The 20,138-nt window shown below is 28.9% G+C and carries 16 protein-coding genes; 5 read left to right on the plus strand and 11 right to left on the minus strand.

Annotated features, from left to right (window positions below):
- Window positions 1-212: 212 nt before the first annotated feature.
- Both DAD81_RS08825 and pta read right to left on the minus strand, forming a co-directional pair.
- Window positions 213-1,403, minus strand: a complete 1,191-nt coding sequence (locus DAD81_RS08825; protein WP_111707884.1) for an acetate/propionate family kinase — start codon at window positions 1,401-1,403, stop codon at window positions 213-215.
- On the minus strand, window positions 1,403-3,496 hold the full coding sequence (gene pta, locus DAD81_RS08830; protein ID WP_111707885.1) for a phosphate acetyltransferase: 2,094 nt from the start codon (window positions 3,494-3,496) through the stop codon (window positions 1,403-1,405). Before pta ends, DAD81_RS08825 begins: the two co-directional genes overlap by 1 nt.
- A 183-nt stretch (window positions 3,497-3,679) precedes the next feature.
- On the opposite strand from pta, the gene hutI reads away from it, so the two are divergent.
- The 5 genes from hutI to secA all read left to right on the plus strand — a co-directional run bounded on the left by hutI (window position 3,680) and on the right by secA (window position 10,133).
- Complete coding sequence (gene hutI / locus DAD81_RS08835) at window positions 3,680-4,921, plus strand: imidazolonepropionase (protein ID WP_111707886.1); 1,242 nt, start codon at window positions 3,680-3,682, stop codon at window positions 4,919-4,921.
- A gap of 51 nt (window positions 4,922-4,972) precedes the next feature.
- Window positions 4,973-5,692, plus strand: a complete 720-nt coding sequence (locus DAD81_RS08840; protein ID WP_111707887.1) for a class I SAM-dependent methyltransferase — start codon at window positions 4,973-4,975, stop codon at window positions 5,690-5,692.
- A 33-nt stretch (window positions 5,693-5,725) separates the two neighbouring features.
- Window positions 5,726-6,301, plus strand: a complete 576-nt coding sequence (locus tag DAD81_RS08845; protein ID WP_111707888.1) for a cob(I)yrinic acid a,c-diamide adenosyltransferase — start codon at window positions 5,726-5,728, stop codon at window positions 6,299-6,301.
- A gap of 92 nt (window positions 6,302-6,393) precedes the next feature.
- Window positions 6,394-6,615: a DUF2795 domain-containing protein gene (locus tag DAD81_RS08850; protein WP_111707889.1), complete on the plus strand. Its 222-nt coding sequence runs from the start codon at window positions 6,394-6,396 to the stop codon at window positions 6,613-6,615.
- A 176-nt stretch (window positions 6,616-6,791) separates the two neighbouring features.
- Window positions 6,792-10,133 (plus strand): preprotein translocase subunit SecA, encoded by a 3,342-nt coding sequence (secA, locus tag DAD81_RS08855; RefSeq protein ID WP_111707890.1) that lies wholly within the window; start codon window positions 6,792-6,794, stop codon window positions 10,131-10,133.
- A gap of 10 nt (window positions 10,134-10,143) precedes the next feature.
- Here secA and DAD81_RS08860 read toward each other — a convergent pair whose 3' ends face one another.
- The 9 genes from DAD81_RS08860 to ccoN form a co-directional block, all read right to left on the minus strand.
- Window positions 10,144-12,582, minus strand: a complete 2,439-nt coding sequence (locus DAD81_RS08860; RefSeq protein ID WP_111707891.1) for a helix-turn-helix domain-containing protein — start codon at window positions 12,580-12,582, stop codon at window positions 10,144-10,146.
- Window positions 12,583-12,646: 64 nt separating this feature from the next.
- On the minus strand, window positions 12,647-13,435 hold the full coding sequence (gene ppk2 / locus DAD81_RS08865) for a polyphosphate kinase 2 (RefSeq protein WP_111707892.1): 789 nt from the start codon (window positions 13,433-13,435) through the stop codon (window positions 12,647-12,649).
- A 2-nt stretch (window positions 13,436-13,437) separates the two neighbouring features.
- The gene (ppk2, locus tag DAD81_RS08870; protein ID WP_111707893.1) at window positions 13,438-14,295 is read right to left on the minus strand and encodes a polyphosphate kinase 2; all 858 of its coding nucleotides are present in this window, start codon (window positions 14,293-14,295) and stop codon (window positions 13,438-13,440) included.
- Between the two features lie 2 nt (window positions 14,296-14,297).
- Entirely contained in the window at window positions 14,298-15,020 is a 723-nt protein-coding gene (locus DAD81_RS08875; RefSeq protein WP_111707894.1) for a sulfite exporter TauE/SafE family protein, read from the minus strand.
- A 2-nt stretch (window positions 15,021-15,022) separates the two neighbouring features.
- On the minus strand, window positions 15,023-15,475 hold the full coding sequence (locus DAD81_RS08880; protein WP_111707895.1) for a FixH family protein: 453 nt from the start codon (window positions 15,473-15,475) through the stop codon (window positions 15,023-15,025).
- Window positions 15,476-16,891, minus strand: a complete 1,416-nt coding sequence (gene ccoG, locus DAD81_RS08885) for a cytochrome c oxidase accessory protein CcoG (RefSeq protein WP_111707896.1) — start codon at window positions 16,889-16,891, stop codon at window positions 15,476-15,478.
- Between the two features lie 206 nt (window positions 16,892-17,097).
- On the minus strand, window positions 17,098-17,745 hold the full coding sequence (locus tag DAD81_RS08890) for a cbb3-type cytochrome c oxidase N-terminal domain-containing protein (protein WP_111707897.1): 648 nt from the start codon (window positions 17,743-17,745) through the stop codon (window positions 17,098-17,100).
- Window positions 17,738-17,935 (minus strand): CcoQ/FixQ family Cbb3-type cytochrome c oxidase assembly chaperone, encoded by a 198-nt coding sequence (locus DAD81_RS08895; protein ID WP_111707898.1) that lies wholly within the window; start codon window positions 17,933-17,935, stop codon window positions 17,738-17,740. Before DAD81_RS08895 ends, DAD81_RS08890 begins: the two co-directional genes overlap by 8 nt.
- 7 nt (window positions 17,936-17,942) lie before the next feature.
- Window positions 17,943-20,111, minus strand: coding sequence for a cytochrome-c oxidase, cbb3-type subunit I (gene ccoN / locus DAD81_RS08900; RefSeq protein WP_111707899.1), 2,169 nt, complete (start codon window positions 20,109-20,111; stop codon window positions 17,943-17,945).
- Between the last annotated feature and the right edge of the window lie 27 nt (window positions 20,112-20,138).

The following is a 20,138-nucleotide window of genomic DNA, read 5'->3' on the forward strand; positions in this document are numbered from 1 at the left end:
CGTGTAAATCAATTTGAATCTTTAATATTACGTGAGAAATTTAGCTTTTAATATCTAAATTTATAAAGTTTTAATATTTGGTGCTTTAAGCTATAAGTCTTCTTATTGTTAAATAAGAATATTATTTTAATAATGTTAACTGATTTACAGTTTAAAACATAAAAAAAGCCTTTCAAAATTTGAAAGGCTTTTTTTATGTTTTAAAATTTAATCTAATTTATTAAGTTAAAAGACTGATTTGCAATCTCTAACTCTTCATTAGTTGGAATTACTAATATTTTAACTTTAGAATTTTCAGCTTGTACTTCTACTAATTCTTTTGCTTTAACATCATTTTTTTCATCATCTAAAACAATTCCAAAAAAGTCTAAATCATCACAAACCTTTTTTCTTAAAGTTCCTGAATTTTCACCAACACCAGCTGTAAATACAATTGTATCTATACCTTTTAAAGTAGCAATATAACTTCCTAAATATTGTTTAATTCTGTAAGTTGCCATATCTAAAGCTAACTTACATTTTTCATCACCTTTTATTGCTTCAGCTTCAATATCTCTGTAATCAGATAATCCATCAGTTAAACCAATCATTCCACTTTTATGTTGTAATAAGCTATTTACGTCATCTAAATTATAGCCTAAATTATTTACTAAATGAAATATAATAGAATGATCAATATCTCCACTTCTACTTCCCATAATTAAACCAGCATTTGGTCCAAATCCTAAAGAAGTATCAATACTTTTACCATCTTTAACTGCTGTCATACTGCATCCACCACCTAAATGAATAGTAATAATTTTAGAACTATTTTCTTTTCCTAAATGCTTTATAGCTGTTTCAGCAACATATTTATGACTAGTACCGTGAAAACCATACTTACGAATATTATGTTCTTCTAAAAACACATTTGGAATAGCATATTTATAAGCTTCAACAGGCATTGTTTGATGATATGCTGTATCAAAAACTGCAATTTGTTTTGCTTCTGGAAAAATTTCTTCAGCAACAACAATACCTTCGTAATTAGCTGGATTGTGCAAAGGAGCTAAAGAAAATAACTCTTTAATTTCTGTTTTAACCTTCTCATCAATAACAACTGTTTTAGAAAAAGTACTTCCACCATGAACTACTCTATGTCCCACTGCTGAAATTTCAGAAGTAGATTTTATAACTCCTGTTTCTTCATCTAATAAAAATTTAACCACTTTTTCTAAACCAACTTTATGGTCTGAAATTCTACATACTCTATCAACTTTATGATCATTTGATTTATAATGTATTTCTGGGTTATTTAATCCTATTCGTTCTACTAATCCTGAACAAATTACTTCTTTTGAAGGCATATTAAATAATTGATATTTAATAGATGAACTTCCTGAATTTATAACTAAAATTTTCATTATTCTCCTTGTGCTTGTATTGCTGTTAAAATTACTGTGTTAAAAATATCGTCTATAGTACAACCCCTACTTAAATCGTTAACAGGTTTGTTTAAACCTTGTAACATTGGCCCTATTGCTAAAGCTCCAGTTTCACGTTGTACTGCTTTATAAGTATTATTTCCTGTATTTAAATCTGGAAAAATTAGAACGTTTGCTTGTCCTGCAACTTCAGAATCAGGCATTTTACTTTTTCCTACTTTTGGATCTACTGCTGCATCATATTGTATAGGTCCTTCAACTTTTAAATCAGGTCGTTTTTCTTTTACAATTTTTGTTGCTTCTCTTACAATATCTACATCAGCTCCTTTTCCTGAAGCTCCTGATGAGTATGAAAGCATTGCTATTTTTGGTTCAATACCAAAATTAATACTACTTTCTGCTGAAGAAATTGCAATTTCTGCTAATTGTTCTGCATTTGGGTTTGGATTTATTGCACAATCTCCAAATACTGAAACTCTATCTTCTAAACACATAAAGAATACGGATGATACTACAGATACTCCTGGTTTTGTTTTTACAAATTGTAATGCAGGTAATATTGTGTGTCCTGTTGTATGTGCTGCTCCAGAAACCATTCCATCTGCTAAACCTTTGTGTACCATCATAGTACCAAAGTAAGAAACATCTCCCATTAAATCTTCAGCCATTGCTAAAGTTAGTCCTTTATGTTTACGCAATTCATACAATGTATTTGCAAAATCTTTGAAATACTCAGATTCTATTGGATTGATAATGTTTAATTTTTCAACATCAACTATTAACCCTAATCTTGAAATAGCACTTTCAATTGTTACGCGATCTCCTAAAATAGTTAGATCCACAATATCTGTATCTATTAAACGTACTGCCGCTGTTATAATTCTATCATCAGAACCTTCTGGTAAAACAATATGTTTTCGTTCATTTTTAGCTCTAGTTATCAAATTATACTGAAACATTCTAGGTGTAATTCCTTCATTTTCAAAAGTGACTAACTTTTCTGTTAGTTTATCTACTTCAATATACTTTTCAAAGGTATTTAATGATGTAGTAATTTTTTGAATATTATCAGCATATATTTGAGATTTTACAGACCCTATTTTATTAGCTGTTCCAAAAGTTCCTTCTTTTACAGATAAAATTGGCATTATTTGAGCTAAACCATCAATTAATTTAATAATAGACTCTTCTGGAACCAAACCACCAGTTAATACCATTCCTGAAACTGTTGGATAATTAGAAGATATATTTGCTTGTAATGCACCTAAAATAATATCAGCTCTATCTCCGGGAGTTATAATTAAATTATTATCTTTTAAATGAGTTAAATAGTTACGTAATTGCATTGCCCCTACACTAAAACTTGCCGTTTGGTTATTTATATTTTCTTCACCAAATAAAATTTTAGCATTTATTGCTTCTGCAATTTCTTTAACTGTAGGATTTTTTAAAGAATCAATTATTGGAATAACTCCTACATATACATCTTTAGGTAAACTATCTTTTAATCCTTTTTCTGCAATTTTTATATTAGCTTCTTGTACCTTATTTGCTACTACAGCAAGTACTTCAACTTCTTTTTCTTTAAATGAATCGTAAGCTAAATGCAAACCTTCAACAAACTCGTCTAAAGTTTTACCTACCCCACTTGAAACAATTATTGATGGTATTCCTAAATTTTTAGCAATTTCAATATTCCAATCTAATTCAATAGCACTACCTTCTCCTGAAAAATCTGTACCTTCAACTAGAACAAAATCATTTTTTTCTTCTATTGCCTTATACTTTTTTATAATTGTATCAAAAATTTCACCTTCTTTTCCCTTATTTCTTTTACTAATAAACTGCTTCCTGGTAAAAGCATAAGAATCATTTGGGTCAATATCTAATTCGAAATGAGAAATTACTGTGTTGATATGATTATCGTTCTCACCTTCTTTCACATCATTAATTATTGGTCTAAAGTATCCAACTTTGGCTGTTTTACCTAATAGAATACTCATTAAACCAAGAGCAACAATTGATTTACCACTATTGGCTTCGCTTGTTGCAATATAAACGGCTTTATTCATTATTTAAATTTTTTTCAAAGATACTTTTTATGTATAAAATTCCATACTAAATACTCTTTTATTTTAAAACTGGTTAACCAATATACTCTTTTATTCTGAATTGGTTAACCAATTTATTCTTTTTTAACGTAAATTGATATTTTGTTAAATATCGGTATCTTTGATTTACAATTTTATATCATTATGATTACACTATTTAAAAACATAAAAACTTTAGTACAAGTTGAAGAAATTTCCAAGCAATTTGTTTCAGGAAAAGAAATGAAAAATCTCCCAGTTATAAAAAATGCTTTTCTAATTATTAAAGATGAATTTATTCTTGATTTTGGTAAAATGAAAGATTTAAAACCTTTAAATTTCGATGTTATTATTGATGTTTCTGGTAAAATAATTTTACCTACTTGGTGCGATAGTCATACCCATTTAGTTTATTCAGGAAATAGAGAACAAGAATTTGTAGATCGTATTAATGGTTTGTCTTATGAAGAAATTGCCAACAATGGTGGTGGAATATTAAATTCTGCCAAAAAATTACAGCAAATCTCTGAAGCAGAATTATATAAACAATCTTCAAAACGTTTAGAAGAAGTAATAAAACTTGGTACTGGTGCAATTGAAATTAAATCTGGCTATGGTTTAACCAAAGAAGCAGAATTAAAAATGCTGCGAGTTATTAAAAAATTAAATGAAAATTACCCAATTACAATTAAAGCAACTTTTTTAGGCGCTCATGCGCTCCCTTTAGAATATAAAAACAACAAAAGTGGCTATTTAGACCTTGTTATTAATGAAATTTTACCTGAAATTTCAAATGAAAATTTAGCCGAATTTTTTGATGTTTTTTGTGAAACAGGTTATTTTGATATTAACGACACCATCCGATTATTAAAAGCAGCTAAAAAGTATAACTTGAAACCTAAAATTCATGTAAATCAATTTAACGCTATTGGTGGTATACAAGCTGGTGTAGAATTTAAAGCGCTATCAGTAGATCATTTGGAAGAAATGAGAGATGAAGACATTGTAGCTTTAAAAGACACTAAAACAATGCCTGTGGCTCTTCCTAGTTGTTCTTACTTTTTAAGTATTCCTTATACTCCTGCTCGTAAAATGATAGATGCTGGATTACCTTTAGCATTAGCTACAGATTACAATCCTGGTTCAACACCTTCTGGAAATATGAATTTTGTAGTTTCTACAGCTTGTATAAAAATGAAAATGACACCTGAAGAAGCTATTAATGCTGCAACAAAAAATGGAGCTTACGCAATGGGTATTGAAAAAACTCATGGCTCTATTTGTAAAGGTAAAAAAGCTAATTTTATAATAACAAAAGAAATACCTAGTTATTCATTTATTCCATATTCTTTTGGAAGCCCGCAAATATTAAAAGTATTTTTAGAAGGAAAAGAAATAATATTTTAAATAGTTTTTTATTTTTATTTTCTACTAATTTCGCATTTTAATAAATTATTTATGTGGTTTAAGATTAAATCTTACTTACTATTTCTATTGAAATCAACAAATAAACATGGTATTCACTCCCCTTTTGTTTATAATTTAGTTACCAAATGTTTTAATACAAAAACCAACAAACTAAAAATAAATTTATTCAAAAAAATTGTACGTTACTTCAAAAGAAATGATAGAAAAGTTTCTCAAATAGCTAAAATTACAGGAATAAGTAAACGAAAAGCTAGTTTATTAATAAGGTTAGTAGAATATTTTAATTCTGTTTCAATTTTAGAATTAGGATCTTCATTAAGTTTAAGTGCTGCTGTTTTAAGCATTGCTAATCCTAAAGCAACTATAACTGCATTAGAAAATTCTGAAAACACTGCTGTTGAAGCTAGTAAAATATTTCGTTCTTTTAATTTTAACAATATAAATATTGTAACCGGTAATTTAAAAAACACCTTAAACCCTATTCTTGATAAAACTACATTCGATTTAATCTATTTTAATGGCAATTATAAAAAAGATGCTACCTTAATTTATTTTGAACAATGTATTAAAAGTATTCACAACAACTCGATATTTATTTTTGATGATATTAATTCATCAAAAGAAATGAAAGATATTTGGGGGAAAATTAAAAATCATTCAAAGGTAAAAGTTACTATTGATGTATATTTTTGGGGAATAGTATTTTTTAGAGAAGAACAGGAAAAACAGCATTTTACTATAAGAACATGAAATTTTAATAATTATTAATTTTAAATTTGTTAAATGAAAATTTACACTAAAACAGGAGATAAAGGAAAAACCTCATTATTTGGAGGCACAAGAGTTCCAAAATATAATTTAAGAATTGAAGCTTACGGAACTGTAGATGAATTAAATTCTTATTTGGGATTAATTAGAGATCAAAAAATTGATCAAAATTCTATCGAAACAATAATAAAAATTCAAAATGAACTTTTTGCTCTTGGGGCTATGTTAGCTACTTCTCCTGAGAAAGAGTTCTTGAAAAATGGAAAAGAACGATTAAAAATTTATAAAACAGACAATACCTCTGTTGAATTATTAGAAAGTGAAATTGATAAAATGAATGAGAATTTGCCTCCTATGACTAATTTTGTACTACCAGGAGGACACACAACCGTGTCATTTTGTCATATTTCAAGATGTATTTGTAGAAGAGCTGAAAGAATTACCACTCAACTAGCTGATGAGAGCACTATAGACACACAAATATTGGTATATTTAAACAGACTTTCTGACTACCTTTTTGTACTGGCACGAAAATTGACTATTGATAACAAAGCTCAAGAAATCCCATGGATACCTGAGAAAAAGCAATAAGTTCTTTTAAATATAAAAAAAAAGCGAGAAATGTCTTGCATTTTTGCGTAAAAAAATTATTTTTGCACCAAATTAAAAAAATACAACAAAACATGTATTGGACACTAGAACTAGCATCTTATTTATCAGATGCACCTTGGCCGGCAACAAAAGATGAATTGATTGATTATGCAATTAGAACAGGAGCACCTTTAGAGGTTGTTGAAAACCTTCAAGAAATTGAGGACGCTGATGAGAACTTTGAAACAATTCTTGAGATTTGGCCAGATTATCCTTCCGAAGATGATTATCTCTGGAATGAGGATGAATATTAAAATATTATAATCGAAAAAAAGTCTCTGTGGAGGCTTTTTTTTTTTGCTTTTAACTGAAAATTTATAACATAATTTTAAGTTTTTTAAAATTTAAATATTTTAAATTCGCTTACGATTATAAATTCAAAAAACCCAGTACCTTTTTAAGGTGCTATTTATAAAATAAAACATTAAAGATGAACATATTAAACTCCGTTCTTAAAGTATTTGTTGGAGATAAGAAAAAAAGCGATTTAAAGCTATTACAACCAGTTGTTAAAATGGTTGCTGAATTTGAAAATGAAATCTCTAATCTTTCAAATGATGAATTAAGGGCAAAAACTACTTATTTTAAAGAAAAAATAGCAGAAGCTACTAAAGATTTAACTTCTACAATTAATAAATTAAAAGAAGAAGCAGTTGAGGCTAATGTTGATAGAAAAGAAGAAATTTATACTGAAATTGATGAATTAGAAGATACTACTTATGAAGTTTCAGAAGCTGTTTTAACTGAAATAATGCCAGAGGCATTTGCAGTTATAAAAGAAACAGCAAAAAGGTTTACTGAAAATGAAAGTATCACAGTTACTGCATCTCCTTTTGATAGAGAACTTTCTGCAGCAAAAGAAAATGTAAAACTAGATAATGACAAAGCAATATGGTCAAATACCTGGGATGCGCAAGGTAAACTTGTTACTTGGGACATGGTTCATTATGATGTTCAGTTAATTGGTGGATCTGTTTTACACCAAGGTAAAATTGCTGAAATGATGACTGGGGAAGGTAAAACACTAGTTTCTACATTACCCGTTTATTTAAATGCTTTAACAGGAAAAGGTGTTCACGTTGTAACGGTTAATGATTATTTAGCAAAACGTGATGCTGCTTGGATGGCTCCTATTTTTGAATTTCACGGATTAAGTGTTGATTGTGTTGATCATCATCAACCAAATTCAGATGCACGTAGAAAAGCCTACAACTCAGATATTACTTACGGAACAAATAATGAATTTGGTTTTGATTATTTGCGTGATAATATGGCGCATTCTCCAAATGAATTAGTACAACGCCCTCATAATTATGCAATTGTGGATGAGGTGGATTCAGTTTTAGTTGATGATGCTCGTACTCCACTTATTATTTCTGGAGCTACTGCAAATGCTGATAGACATGAGTTTAATGAATTAAAACCAAATGTAGATAAAATAGTTTCTATTCAAAGAAACTACTTAACAGGTGTATTAGCAGAAGTTAAAAAACTAATTAAAGAAGGAAACACAAAAGAAGGTGGTTTTTTATTGTTAAGAGTTTTTAGAGGTTTACCAAAAAGTAAAGCTTTAATTAAGTTTTTAAGTCAGGAAGGAATTAGACAATTACTTCAAAAAACTGAAAACACTTACATGCAGGACAACAATCGTGAAATGCCTAAGATAGATGAGGAATTATATTTTGTGATTGATGAAAAAAATAACTCTATTGAATTAACAGATAAAGGTATTTCATACTTATCTGGTGATGGTGGTGATGAGAACTTCTTTATTTTACCTGATTTAAGTACTGAAATTGGTAACATTGAAAAAGAAGATATTTCACCTGAAGAACGTCTTTCAAAAAAAGAAGAATTATACAGGGACTTTAGTATAAAAAGTGAGCGAATTCATACAATGAATCAACTATTAAAAGCATATACTCTTTTTGAAAAAGATGTTGAATATGTTATAATGGAAGACAAAATTAAAATCGTTGATGAACAAACTGGCCGTATCATGGATGGTCGTAGATATTCAGACGGTCTTCACCAAGCAATTGAAGCTAAAGAAAATGTAAAAATTGAAGCTGCTACACAAACTTACGCTACTGTTACTCTTCAAAATTACTTTAGAATGTACCGCAAGCTTTCTGGTATGACAGGTACTGCTATTACAGAAGCTGGTGAATTTTGGGACATTTATAAATTAGATGTTATTGAAATCCCAACAAATGTTCCATTATTAAGAATAGATAGAGAAGATTTAGTTTTTAAAACTAAACGTGAAAAATACAATGCGGTAATTAATGAAATTGAAAAATTAGTTAAAAATGGGCAACCAGTTTTAGTTGGTACAACTTCGGTTGAAATTTCAGAATTATTAGGTAGAATGCTTTCTATTAGAAATATTAAGCATAATGTATTAAATGCTAAATTACATAAAAAAGAAGCCGATATTGTAGCGCAAGCAGGTAACTCTGGTATTGTTACAATAGCAACAAATATGGCTGGTCGTGGTACGGATATTAAATTATCAGATGAAGTTAAAGCGGCTGGTGGTTTAGCAATTATTGGTACGGAACGTCATGACTCTCGTCGTGTAGATAGACAGTTACGTGGTCGTGCAGGTAGACAGGGAGATCCAGGATCTTCACAATTTTATGTTTCATTAGAAGATAACTTAATGCGTCTTTTTGGTTCTGAAAGAATTGCCAAAATGATGGATAGAATGGGATTAAAAGAAGGAGAAGTTATTCAACATTCAATGATTACCAAATCAATTGAAAGAGCTCAAAGCAAGGTTGAAGAAAATAACTTTGGAGTACGTAAAAGATTACTTGAATATGATGATGTAATGAACTCACAACGTGAAGTCGTTTACAAACGTCGTCGTCACGCATTATATGGTGAGCGTTTACAAGTTGATATTGTAAATATGGTATTTGATACTTGTAGTTTATTAATTAGAGAGAACAAGCCTACAAATGATTTTCAGAATTTTGAATTTGAATTAATTCGTTTTTCTTCTACAACTTCACCTTTTACGGAAGAAGAATTTAAAACTTTAAGCGAACAAGAACTTACTGATCAATTATTTGATATTGTTTATAAACATTATAAAGCAAAATTAGAAAGAAGTGCTAGTGCTGCATACCCTGTAATTAAAGATGTTTATGAAAATCAAGGAGATAAATATGAAAGAATTGTTGTTCCGTTTACTGATGGAACTAAAGAACTAAAAGTTGTTACAAACCTTAAAGAGGCATATGAAACTCAAGGTAAAGGTTTAGTTACAGATTTTGAAAAGAACATTACTTTAGCCATTATTGATGATACATGGAAAGATCATTTACGTCAAATGGATGAATTAAAACAATCTGTTCAAAATGCAACATATGAACAAAAAGATCCTTTGTTAATTTATAAATTTGAATCTTTTGAGTTGTTTAATGGTATGCTTGATAAAGTAAATAAAGAAGTTTTATCTTTCTTATTTAAAGGTGAATTACCATCTCAAGATGCTAATCAAGTTTCTCAGGCTAGAGAGCAAAAACGTGAAAAAGTTCAATTAAGTAAAGAAGATTACAAAAACTCTTCTGAACAAAGTCAACAAACCAACCAAACTCAAGAACCTCAAATTGTGGAAACAATTGTACGTACTGAGCGTAAAATTGGTAGAAATGAAAAAGTAACACTTAAAAATGTTATGACTGGAGAAAATAAATCAATGAAATATAAACAAGCAATTCCTTTAATTGGTAAAGGTGATTGGGTTATTGTTGAAGAATAATTAACGTTAATTATTCTTTATTTAAATCATTTAAAACTAAACGCAAATCGGTGTAAGAATACTTTGCATCGATTTGATGTTTTAAATCCGACAAGTTTTCAAAAGTCATTTTAGGAATTAATTCTTTTAATTCTTTATAATATGTTACGAAAATTAAATCGGTTATTTTCACTTCCTTAGATGGAATAAAAGAGGCTAAATGTTCTATGATTGTTCCTGTAGTAAGATCTCTTTCTTCTGCAATGTCTTCAATACTTTTTCCTGATTTAAACAATTTTAAAGAAACTTTTTTTGTAGTTCCTTTCTCTTGTTTAGTTTTTTTTTCTTCAAATATTTCTGGATGTTTTAAAATATCAATATCATTTTCATTACAATACTCTGTAATAAGTTTTATAATTGCATTTCCATATTTATCAACTCGTATTTTACCAAAACCATTTATTTTTAAAAGTCCACTTTTTGTAGTTGGTAAGGTTTCACAAATTTGATACATTGCATTTTGAGTAAATATCTGATAGTGAATTAAATCATTCTCATCTGCAATAGAATCTCTTAAATCACGTAAACGCTCAAAAAGTTGCGGATTACTCGCGTTATCAATAATGGTTGCTCTTGTTTTTTTTGGTTTTTCTTTAATTAAGAAAACCGTTTTAGCTCGTAAATCTAAAAATTTATGAGTGTTAAAACCTTCAGTTAAACCTTTAAAATAACATAATTTAGTTTCTAAAAACTCTTCAAATACATCTAATTGTTTATTAATATCCTTTTCAATAGCCTTATTATCAGTTGTATATTTAAATTTCTTAAAAGGTTCGCTAATGTTTAAAGTAGTTTGATTATTAAAATATTGAAGCGCTTTAATAAAACGTTCTTGAATTTTTTCATTTTGTTCTGGTGTTTTATCTGGTTCAGATAAATTATGTAATTGTATTTTAAAGCTATTCCCTATTTTTAATAGGTTTGTAATTGAATCTTTTATGGTAATAAAACTTGTTTCTAAATTTCCGTCTATAATTGTTCTATTTTTATAAAAAATATCTAAAACACGATTAACTGGATTTAGAAAGCTGAAAAAATCAAACAATTCAGCAATTAAATTTAACTGAAATTCTGCTTTTGAGTCTTGTAATATACGTTCATCTGGTTGATTTTCTGCTGCATTCTTATTGAATGTAATAACATTGTTATCACTAATAATTTGACTTGAATCTATGCTACTTTTTAGCACCAGCCCTTCTAAAGATTTACATCTACTTAAGGCTACATATGTTTGCCCGTGGGCAAATGCTGCCTGTGCATCAATAATTGCTTTTTCAAAAGTTAAACCCTGACTTTTATGAATAGTAATTGCCCAAGCCAATCTCAAAGGAATTTGTTTATAAGACCCAATGCTATTTTCTGTTATTACATTTGTTTCTGCATTTACAGTATAATTTATGTTTTCCCAAATTTCAGGTGTTACAATAATATTAGCGGAATCATTGGGACATTTTACAATAACTTCTTCTCTATCTAAAGAAATAATTTTTCCTATTTTACCATTAAAGTAACGTTTTTCAATAGAGCTATCATTCTTAATAAACATTACTTGAGCACCTACTTTTAGTTTTAACTCTTCTTTATTAGGATACGAAAATTCTGGAAACTTACCTTCAATATTAGCCGTATAAATTCGAGCTTTAGATTTTAATTTATCTAACTCTAAAATATTCGTTTTTTCGGCTCTACTATTATGAGTAGTTAAATCTATATAGCCATCATTTTCATTAGGGACAAAATCTGGTAAAAAACGCTTATTTAATTCATTGGCTGAAGATTGTGATAACGTGTTGTTTCTAATTTCATTTAAAATTTCAATAAACTTTAAATTATCCTGTCTATAAACATGATTTAATTCAACAGTAATAGCATTACATTTTTGGTATGAATAACTACTAAAGAAAAAGCCATTATTGTAATAAGGTTTTAATAATTGCCATTCGTTTTCCTTAATTACTGGAGATAATTGTTGTAAATCACCAATCATTAATAATTGAACACCTCCAAAAACTTTGTTTCTATTTTTAAACCGTCTTAATGTTTTGTCTATTCCATCCAATAAATCTGCACGTACCATGCTTATTTCATCAATTACTAATAAATCCATAGATTTAATAATATTGATTTTTGTTTTACTAAATTTTCTATTAAAACTAGAAGATTTATTTTCTTCAGAATCTGGTAAAATGGGACCAAATGGCATTTGAAAAAAGGAATGAATTGTCATTCCTTTAGCATTAATAGCAGCAACTCCAGTTGGAGCAACTACAACCATTCGCTTTAAAGATTCATTTTTTAATTTATGTAAAAAAGTAGTTTTACCGGTACCCGCTTTACCTGTTAAAAATACATTTCTATCTGTATTATTCACAAAGTTCCACACCAATTCTAATTCTTTATTTGTTTTCATTAAGCAATTTTTGATTTAAGCAAACATAAAGAAGAAAATAGCAGTTAGATTAGTTGCTTATATTTTAAATTTCAAGGTCTTTATCGTAAGGAATACTTTTTAAAATATGATTAATAGCGTTTACTCTAGCAATTGTTTTTCTGTTAGCTCTAATAATTTTCCAAGAAGAATTTTGTACGTTTGTTTTTTCAAACATTTTATTCTTATAATTGGTATAAATATCCCATAAATCCTGAGCTTTCTCATCTACACTAGTCATCTTCCATTGCTTTAACGGATTGCTTTTAATGTCTTCAAAACGTTTTGCTTGTTCTTTTTTGGAAATAGACATATAGATTTTAACCAAACGAATTCCAGATTCGGTAATCATTCGTTCAAAATCATTTACCTGGTTCATAAAAATATTATACTCCTCATTAGTACAAAATCCATTTACAGGTTCAACCACTGCTCTATTATACCAACTTCTATCAAAGAAAACTAATTCACCAGCTTTGGGGAATTTTTCAACATATCTTTGAAAATACCATTGAGTTTGTTCATCTTCAGTAGGTTTTGGTAATGCTTCTATTCTAAAATGCCTTGGATTTATACGTTCTGTAATTCTTCTAATTGCGCCCCCTTTTCCTGCTCCATCTCTTCCTTCAAATATTATAATAATTCGTTCTTTTTCTTGAATTGCCCAAGTTTGCATACGAATTAATTCAACTTGTAATTTTTTTAAACGACGCTCATATTTAACATATCTTACTGCTTTTTCTAAATTATAAGGTTCTCTAGATAAAAGAGATGTTAATCCTTTATTAGAATTTAAAACTTCTACATTTTCTTCTGTTAATTTAAATTCAGTCATAACTAATCAATTTGTTTAGATGAACGATAGTATCGCATAATTATATTAGGATCTGGTAATAATGTTGTTAGAGCTTCGTCCTTTCCTTCATAATCAAATTGTGATAAAACATAGCGTATACATTCTAAACGAGCTACTTTTTTATCATTTGCTTTAACAATTACCCAAGGACTATAACTTGTATGAGTTCTACCAAACATTTGTTCTTTATAATAAGAATACTTTTCCCAAAGTTCTTGTCCTTTTTTATCTACAGGACTAAATTTCCAGCGTTTTAAAGGAGTTTCTAAACGTGCGTTAAATCTAGATAATTGCTCATCTTTAGAAATGGATATCCAAAACTTAATTAAAATTAATCCATCTTCGTATAACATATGTTCAAATTCAGGTAATTGTACCATAAATTTGTGATATTGAGCATCTGTACAAAACCCCATTACAGGTTCAACTACTGCTCTATTATACCAGCTTCTATCAAAGAATACCATTTCACCCGGATTGGGTAAATTTCTAATATATCGTCTAAAATACCACTGTCCTTTCTCTTCTTCTGTAGGTTTAGTTAAAGCTACTAACCTTGAAGACCTAGGATTTAAATGTTCCATAAAACGTCTTATATTCCCTCCTTTTCCAGCTGCATCTCTTCCTTCAAAAATAATTGCAACAGATTTTTTATTCTTAGAAATCCATTGTTGAAGTTTTACTAATTCAATTTGTAGAGCTCGTAGTTCTTTTTCGTAAAATATTCTTTTATGAACCTTAGTTATAGTAATTCCTTTTTTATTTATAATATCAAAAAGCTCTTGGTTAGAAGACGCTTTTTCAAAATCTTCTTTAGTCAATCCAGGAGTTTCATTCATAATTATTCTATCTTTTCAATGGTTATACAATTAGCTGGATTATTTGAAATCTGTAATTTCGCATTTGAAGGAGAAATATAAGGAATTCCCAATCCTAGCCCACGCAATATAAATAATAATCCAATTACCACTACAAAAATTGGTATGGCTTTTTGAATTTTATTTCTTAAAGATAAATTTACAAAATTTCCTAAAAATACAGCACTAGTCATTAATGGAATTGTACCCAATCCAAAAACTGCCATGTATAACAATCCATCTAAAACATTACCGGTTGATATTGAACCTAATAAAGCCATATATACAAGTCCACAAGGTAAAAAACCATTAAAAAAGCCAATATAAAAAATAGCTTTACTTGATTTTTTATTTAAATACACCCCTAATTTTTGTTTTACTTTACTTATAATCTTATATAAGGGTTTAGAAAAGTTGTATTTATTAAAGATTGAAGCTGGAATTAAAACTATGGCAATCATTACAACTCCCATTAAAATAGATAAGCGTTGTTGAAAACCTGCTAAATATAATCCTTTACCTATAAAACCGAAAAGAATTCCAATTAATGAATAACTGAGTAATCTTCCAAAATGATATAAAAAAGTTTGAAAAATTAATTTGGATTTAGATGATCTATCAACTGGCAGCACAAATGCAATTGGACCGCACATTCCTATGCAGTGAAAGCTCCCTGCCAAACCTAAAATTAAAGCAGTCCATAACATAATTAATACATTAATTTCTCTTTAAATAAATAGGTGTTTTTATTAGCTGTCCATTCAATAATTACATCCCATCTTCCTTCAAGTAAATCCTCTTTTTTAATTAAAAATTCTTTTGAATTTAATTCAATAGGAAGTTTAAAATCTATTTTATCATTAGATAATCTTTTAAAATAAATTTCACCGGTTATATCATTCGGTTCAAATTCTTTCGGAAAAATAATTAACAAACCTTCTTTTGTTTTCTTTATTGAAACATTTTCTTTTAAATCCAACCCTTTAGTTTGCATATCAATTTCTTTTTGATAATTCAACTCATCCTTATAATATTCTTCAGATACTAAATGATGGTCATATTCAGGCAAAAATGTTACTTTATAAACAAAAGATAATATAAACACCATAAAGGCTACTATTGAAAATATAATTGCTGCTGGCCAAGTTATTCTTAATTTCATTTATTTTATTTTTAAGGGACCTGTAAAATTAGTTGTTGTTGTTTCTATTAATTTTCCTTTTGAATAAATCCCGATTTTTAATTTCTCTTTTGACGAATTTAAGTCTTTTTTATCTATTTCAATAAATAAAGTACCTCCTTGCAATGCTTGTTTTGCAATATTTAGGTGCCCTCCTACTAAATCTACTTTTCCTTCATGTGAAATAAGTTTAATATCTACATCCTCAATATCTTCCGTAGTTTTATTAATTAATTTTATTGTATAAACATTTTTTATAGTAGTTGCAGTACTTTGAAACGTTTGCCCTGGCAATCTTAAAACAGTAGCTTCTACATCATTACGTAAAAACAGCATGGTTATTAACACCCCAATTAAAATAGTTAAAATTGCAGAATATGCGATTAGTCTTGCATTAAATTTAAATATTTCCTTCTTTTCTATATTGTCTTCAGAAGCATATCTTATTAAACCTTTATCAAACCCAGATTTATCCATTATTTCGTCACAAGCATCAATACAAGCAGTACAATTAATACACTCTAATTGGGTTCCGTTTCTAATATCAATTCCTGTAGGACAAACCTGAACACATTGTTTACAATCTATACAATCTCCGTTTCCTAGTTCTTCTCTATTTTCGTTTTTTCTTAATTTTTTCCGTCCATTTTCTCCTTCTCCACGAACATGGTCATACGCAACATTTATAGATTTATTATCTAATAAAACTCCTTGCAATCTTCCATAAGGACAAACAATTATACAAACTTGTTCTCTAAACCAAGCGAATATAAAATAGAAAACGCCTGTAAATGCTAATAAATATATTAGTGTACTTACATGTTTTGCAGGACTATCTGTTATGTAGCCTAATACTCTATCGGAACCAATTATATAAGCTAAAAATACATTTGAAATTATAAATGAAATTATAAAGAATACAAACCATTTTAAAACTCTTTTTCTAATTTTCTCAGCATTCCATTTTTGTTTGTCAAGTTTTATTTGTTTTGATCTATCTCCTTCAATTAAATATTCTACTTTTCTAAAAACCATTTCCATAAAAATGGTTTGTGGACACATCCATCCACAAAAAATCCTTCCAAATACCACTGTAAATAATATAACAAAAACTACACTTACAAGCATTGAGATAACTAATAAATGAAAATCTTGAGGCCAAAAAGGAAAACCGAAAATGTGAAATTTACGTTCTATAACATTAAAAAGTAAAAACTGGTTTCCTTTTATTTTAATAAATGGGGCTCCAATTAAAAAAGCTAGCAAGATCCAACTTACAAATGTTCTATAATTATAAAATCTTCCATTTGGTTTTTTAGGAAAAATAAAGTTTCTTTTTCCACTTTCATCAATTGTTCCAATTGAATCTCTAAATCTTTCTTTGGTTTCTTTTTCCATATTTAATTATATAGACTTCTAAAATTTATGACACAAATTTATAGTTAATAAGTATACTTTTATGAAACAAAAGTGACAAAAAATGGGGAAAAAGAAGTTGATTTAATTTTAAATAATATAAATCTACTTCTTTGCTCCCCCAAATTTGCTAATAACTATAAAAATTAAAAATATACCCCAAAAGTATGAGGTATATTTTTTATATATTATTGAGCTGGCCAGATAATATCACCCTCAGCTGCTTTTGGTGCTGCTGGTGCAGAACCTTGCATAGAGATAATATAACTTGCTAATTGAATTCTCTCTTCTCTAGTAATTGTAGTTTCCCAAGCAATCATTCCTTTCCCTGGTCTACCTCCATTAGAAATGGTATTGTAAATATTTTTTACTCCTCCACCTAATACCCAATGATTATCGGTTAAATTAGGTCCAATACTACCACCTAAATCAGCTAAATGACAAGCAAAACATGTTTTAGATGTAAACAATTCTTTTCCTTTTGCAATATTTGCTTCATCTGTAAAAGCTACAATATTACTATCATCAAATAATTGAGGATTTGCCGCCTTATAAGCTTCCACTTCAGCTTTACCTTCAGCAACTTCTGTTGCATATTCATTAGATTGGCTATAATTTTCTGGATTATAAAATACTTGAAAAATATAGAATATACTCATTGCAATGGTAATATAAAAACCATATAACCACCAAGGCGGTAATACATTGTCTAGTTCTCTAATACCATCATAATCATGGTCTAACATTATATCTTCCTCTGTCCCTAATTCATGGGCTTTGGTCAAAGATTTCATAAACTTTTTCCAACCCGATATATTTTCTGAATTTTTATTCATGTTTAATTTCTTTGTCGTTAATGTAGTTATCTAATGGTAATTGGCTTATTTCATCAATATTTTTCTTAGGTAATTTATAAACAAAAATAATCATTGTTATAAAAACCGTAAAAAATAATAGTAGTGAAATTATTGGATAAATTTCAACTCCATCAATACTTTCTAAATTGTATTTAATAAATTTTAGCATAATTCAATTATTTTAAAGCTGTTTTATTTGCTTTAATATCAGTACCTAAACGCTGTAAGTACGAAATTAAAGCTACAATCTCTTTATTTTGAATATTACTTGAACCGTAATTTTTAACAAACTCAGGATCTTGTCTTAAACTAGTTTCAATTTCTTTAGCTTGAGCAAGTAAATTTGCTTTCGCTCCGCTAATCTCTTCATCAGAATAAGGAACACCTAAAGATACTAATCCTTTCATTTTACTTTCTAAATTAGAAGCATTCATATCATTCTTAATTAACCAAACATAACGAGGCATAATAGAACCTGGAGAAGTAGAACGTGGATCCATCATATGATTAAAATGCCAATTATTGTTATATTTCCCTCCTATTCTATGAACATCTGGTCCAGTTCTACGAGAACCCCATAAGAATGGGAAATCATAAACAAACTCTCCTGCTTTAGAATACTCACCATAACGTTCAACCTCAGAACGGAAAGGACGAATCATTTGCGAGTGACAGTTATTACAACCTTCTCTTATATAAATATCTCTACCTTCTAATTCAAGGGGTGTATATGGTTTTACACTTGCAATTGTTGGTATATTAGATTTAACCAATATTAACGGCACAATTTCTACTAAACCTCCAATTAAAATTGCTACAGTTGTTAATATTGTGAATAAAACTGTTTTTCTTTCTAACCAAGTATGTAATCCTTCTCCTGCTATTCTTCTACCGCTAATTTTCTTTAATGGAGAAGCTTCTGCTAATTCATCTTCAACAGTACTACCTGCCCTTGCTGTTTTAATAACATTAATTGCTAATAAAATAAAACCAGTTAAGTATAATGAACCTCCAATTGCACGCATTGCATACATTGGTATTACTTGAGTTACAGTTTCAAGAAAATTCCCGTAAACTAAAGTTCCATCAGGATTAAATTGTTTCCACATAAATGCTTGTGTAAACCCTGCTACGTATAATGGAATTGCATAAAATAAAATACCTAAAGTTCCTAACCAAAAATGTGTATTTGCTAATTTTCTAGAGTATAATGGGGTTTTCCAAAGTTTTTCTGCTAACCAATAAACAATACCAGCAATCATAAATCCATTCCAAGCTAATGCTCCTATATGAACGTGACCTACAATCCAATCTGTATAGTGACCAATTGCATTTAAGTTTTTAAATGATAACATTGGCCCTTCAAATGTTGCCATACCATAACCAGTAATTGCAACTACAAAGAATTTTAATACTGGGTTTTCACGAACTTTATCCCAAGCACCTCGTAATGTAAGCAACCCGTTAATCATACCACCCCAAGAAGGGAAAATTAACATAATTGAAAATACAGTTCCTAAATTTTGAGCCCATTCTGGTAAAGCAGTATATAATAAATGGTGAGGTCCAGCCCAAATGTATAAGAATATTAATGTCCAAAAGTGAATAATAGAAAGTCTATAAGAATAAACAGGTCTATTAGCTACTTTAGGAACAAAATAATACATTAAACCAAGTATTGGTGTTGTAAGGAAAAAAGCTACCGCATTATGTCCATACCACCATTGTACTAAGGCATCTTGTACCCCTGAATATACTGAGTAACTTTTAAATGCACTTACAGGCATCTCTAAGTTATTAAATATGTATAAAACAGCTATTGTTACAAGCGTTGCAATATAAAACCAAATGGCTACATAAATATGTCTTTGTCTACGTTTTAAAATTGTACCTATAAGATTAATTCCAAAAATTACCCATATTAAAACGACAGCAATATCAATTGGCCATTCTAATTCTGCATATTCTTTAGACGAATTTAGTCCTAAAGGCAACGTAATTGCAGCGGCAACAATAATTGCTTGCCATCCCCAAAAATGAATTCTACTTAAAACATCATTAAACATTCTTGCTTTTAACAATCTTTGAGTTGAATAATAAACTCCTAAAAAGATTCCATTACCCACAAAAGCAAAAATTACGGCATTTGTGTGAAGTGGTCGTAAACGACCAAAACTTAACCACGAAATAGCGTTATCAGCTCCTGCAAATTCTAATAATCCTGGGAATACAAATAATAGCGCTACTAAAAGCCCTACTAACATACCTACAACTCCCCAAAGAATTGTAGCCCAAAGAAACATTTTAACGATTTTATTATCGTAATAAAACTGTTCTTTCTCCATACTTGTTTGATTAAATTAATTGATTAT

Origin of the sequence: Lutibacter citreus, from assembly GCF_003260195.1 — a bacterium.
GTDB classification, from domain to species: domain Bacteria; phylum Bacteroidota; class Bacteroidia; order Flavobacteriales; family Flavobacteriaceae; genus Lutibacter; species Lutibacter citreus.

Coding starts and splice junctions, on each gene's coding strand:
- DAD81_RS08825 (WP_111707884.1), bottom strand. CDS start 1,403: ATGAAAATTTTAGTTATAAATTCAGGAAGTTCATCTATTAAATATCAA.
- pta (WP_111707885.1), bottom strand. CDS start 3,496: ATGAATAAAGCCGTTTATATTGCAACAAGCGAAGCCAATAGTGGTAAA.
- hutI (WP_111707886.1), top strand. CDS start 3,680: ATGATTACACTATTTAAAAACATAAAAACTTTAGTACAAGTTGAAGAA.
- DAD81_RS08840 (WP_111707887.1), top strand. CDS start 4,973: ATGTGGTTTAAGATTAAATCTTACTTACTATTTCTATTGAAATCAACA.
- DAD81_RS08845 (WP_111707888.1), top strand. CDS start 5,726: ATGAAAATTTACACTAAAACAGGAGATAAAGGAAAAACCTCATTATTT.
- DAD81_RS08850 (WP_111707889.1), top strand. CDS start 6,394: ATGTATTGGACACTAGAACTAGCATCTTATTTATCAGATGCACCTTGG.
- secA (WP_111707890.1), top strand. CDS start 6,792: ATGAACATATTAAACTCCGTTCTTAAAGTATTTGTTGGAGATAAGAAA.
- DAD81_RS08860 (WP_111707891.1), bottom strand. CDS start 12,582: ATGAAAACAAATAAAGAATTAGAATTGGTGTGGAACTTTGTGAATAAT.
- ppk2 (WP_111707892.1), bottom strand. CDS start 13,435: ATGACTGAATTTAAATTAACAGAAGAAAATGTAGAAGTTTTAAATTCT.
- ppk2 (WP_111707893.1), bottom strand. CDS start 14,295: ATGAATGAAACTCCTGGATTGACTAAAGAAGATTTTGAAAAAGCGTCT.
- DAD81_RS08875 (WP_111707894.1), bottom strand. CDS start 15,020: ATGTTATGGACTGCTTTAATTTTAGGTTTGGCAGGGAGCTTTCACTGC.
- DAD81_RS08880 (WP_111707895.1), bottom strand. CDS start 15,475: ATGAAATTAAGAATAACTTGGCCAGCAGCAATTATATTTTCAATAGTA.
- ccoG (WP_111707896.1), bottom strand. CDS start 16,891: ATGGAAAAAGAAACCAAAGAAAGATTTAGAGATTCAATTGGAACAATT.
- DAD81_RS08890 (WP_111707897.1), bottom strand. CDS start 17,745: ATGAATAAAAATTCAGAAAATATATCGGGTTGGAAAAAGTTTATGAAA.
- DAD81_RS08895 (WP_111707898.1), bottom strand. CDS start 17,935: ATGCTAAAATTTATTAAATACAATTTAGAAAGTATTGATGGAGTTGAA.
- ccoN (WP_111707899.1), bottom strand. CDS start 20,111: ATGGAGAAAGAACAGTTTTATTACGATAATAAAATCGTTAAAATGTTT.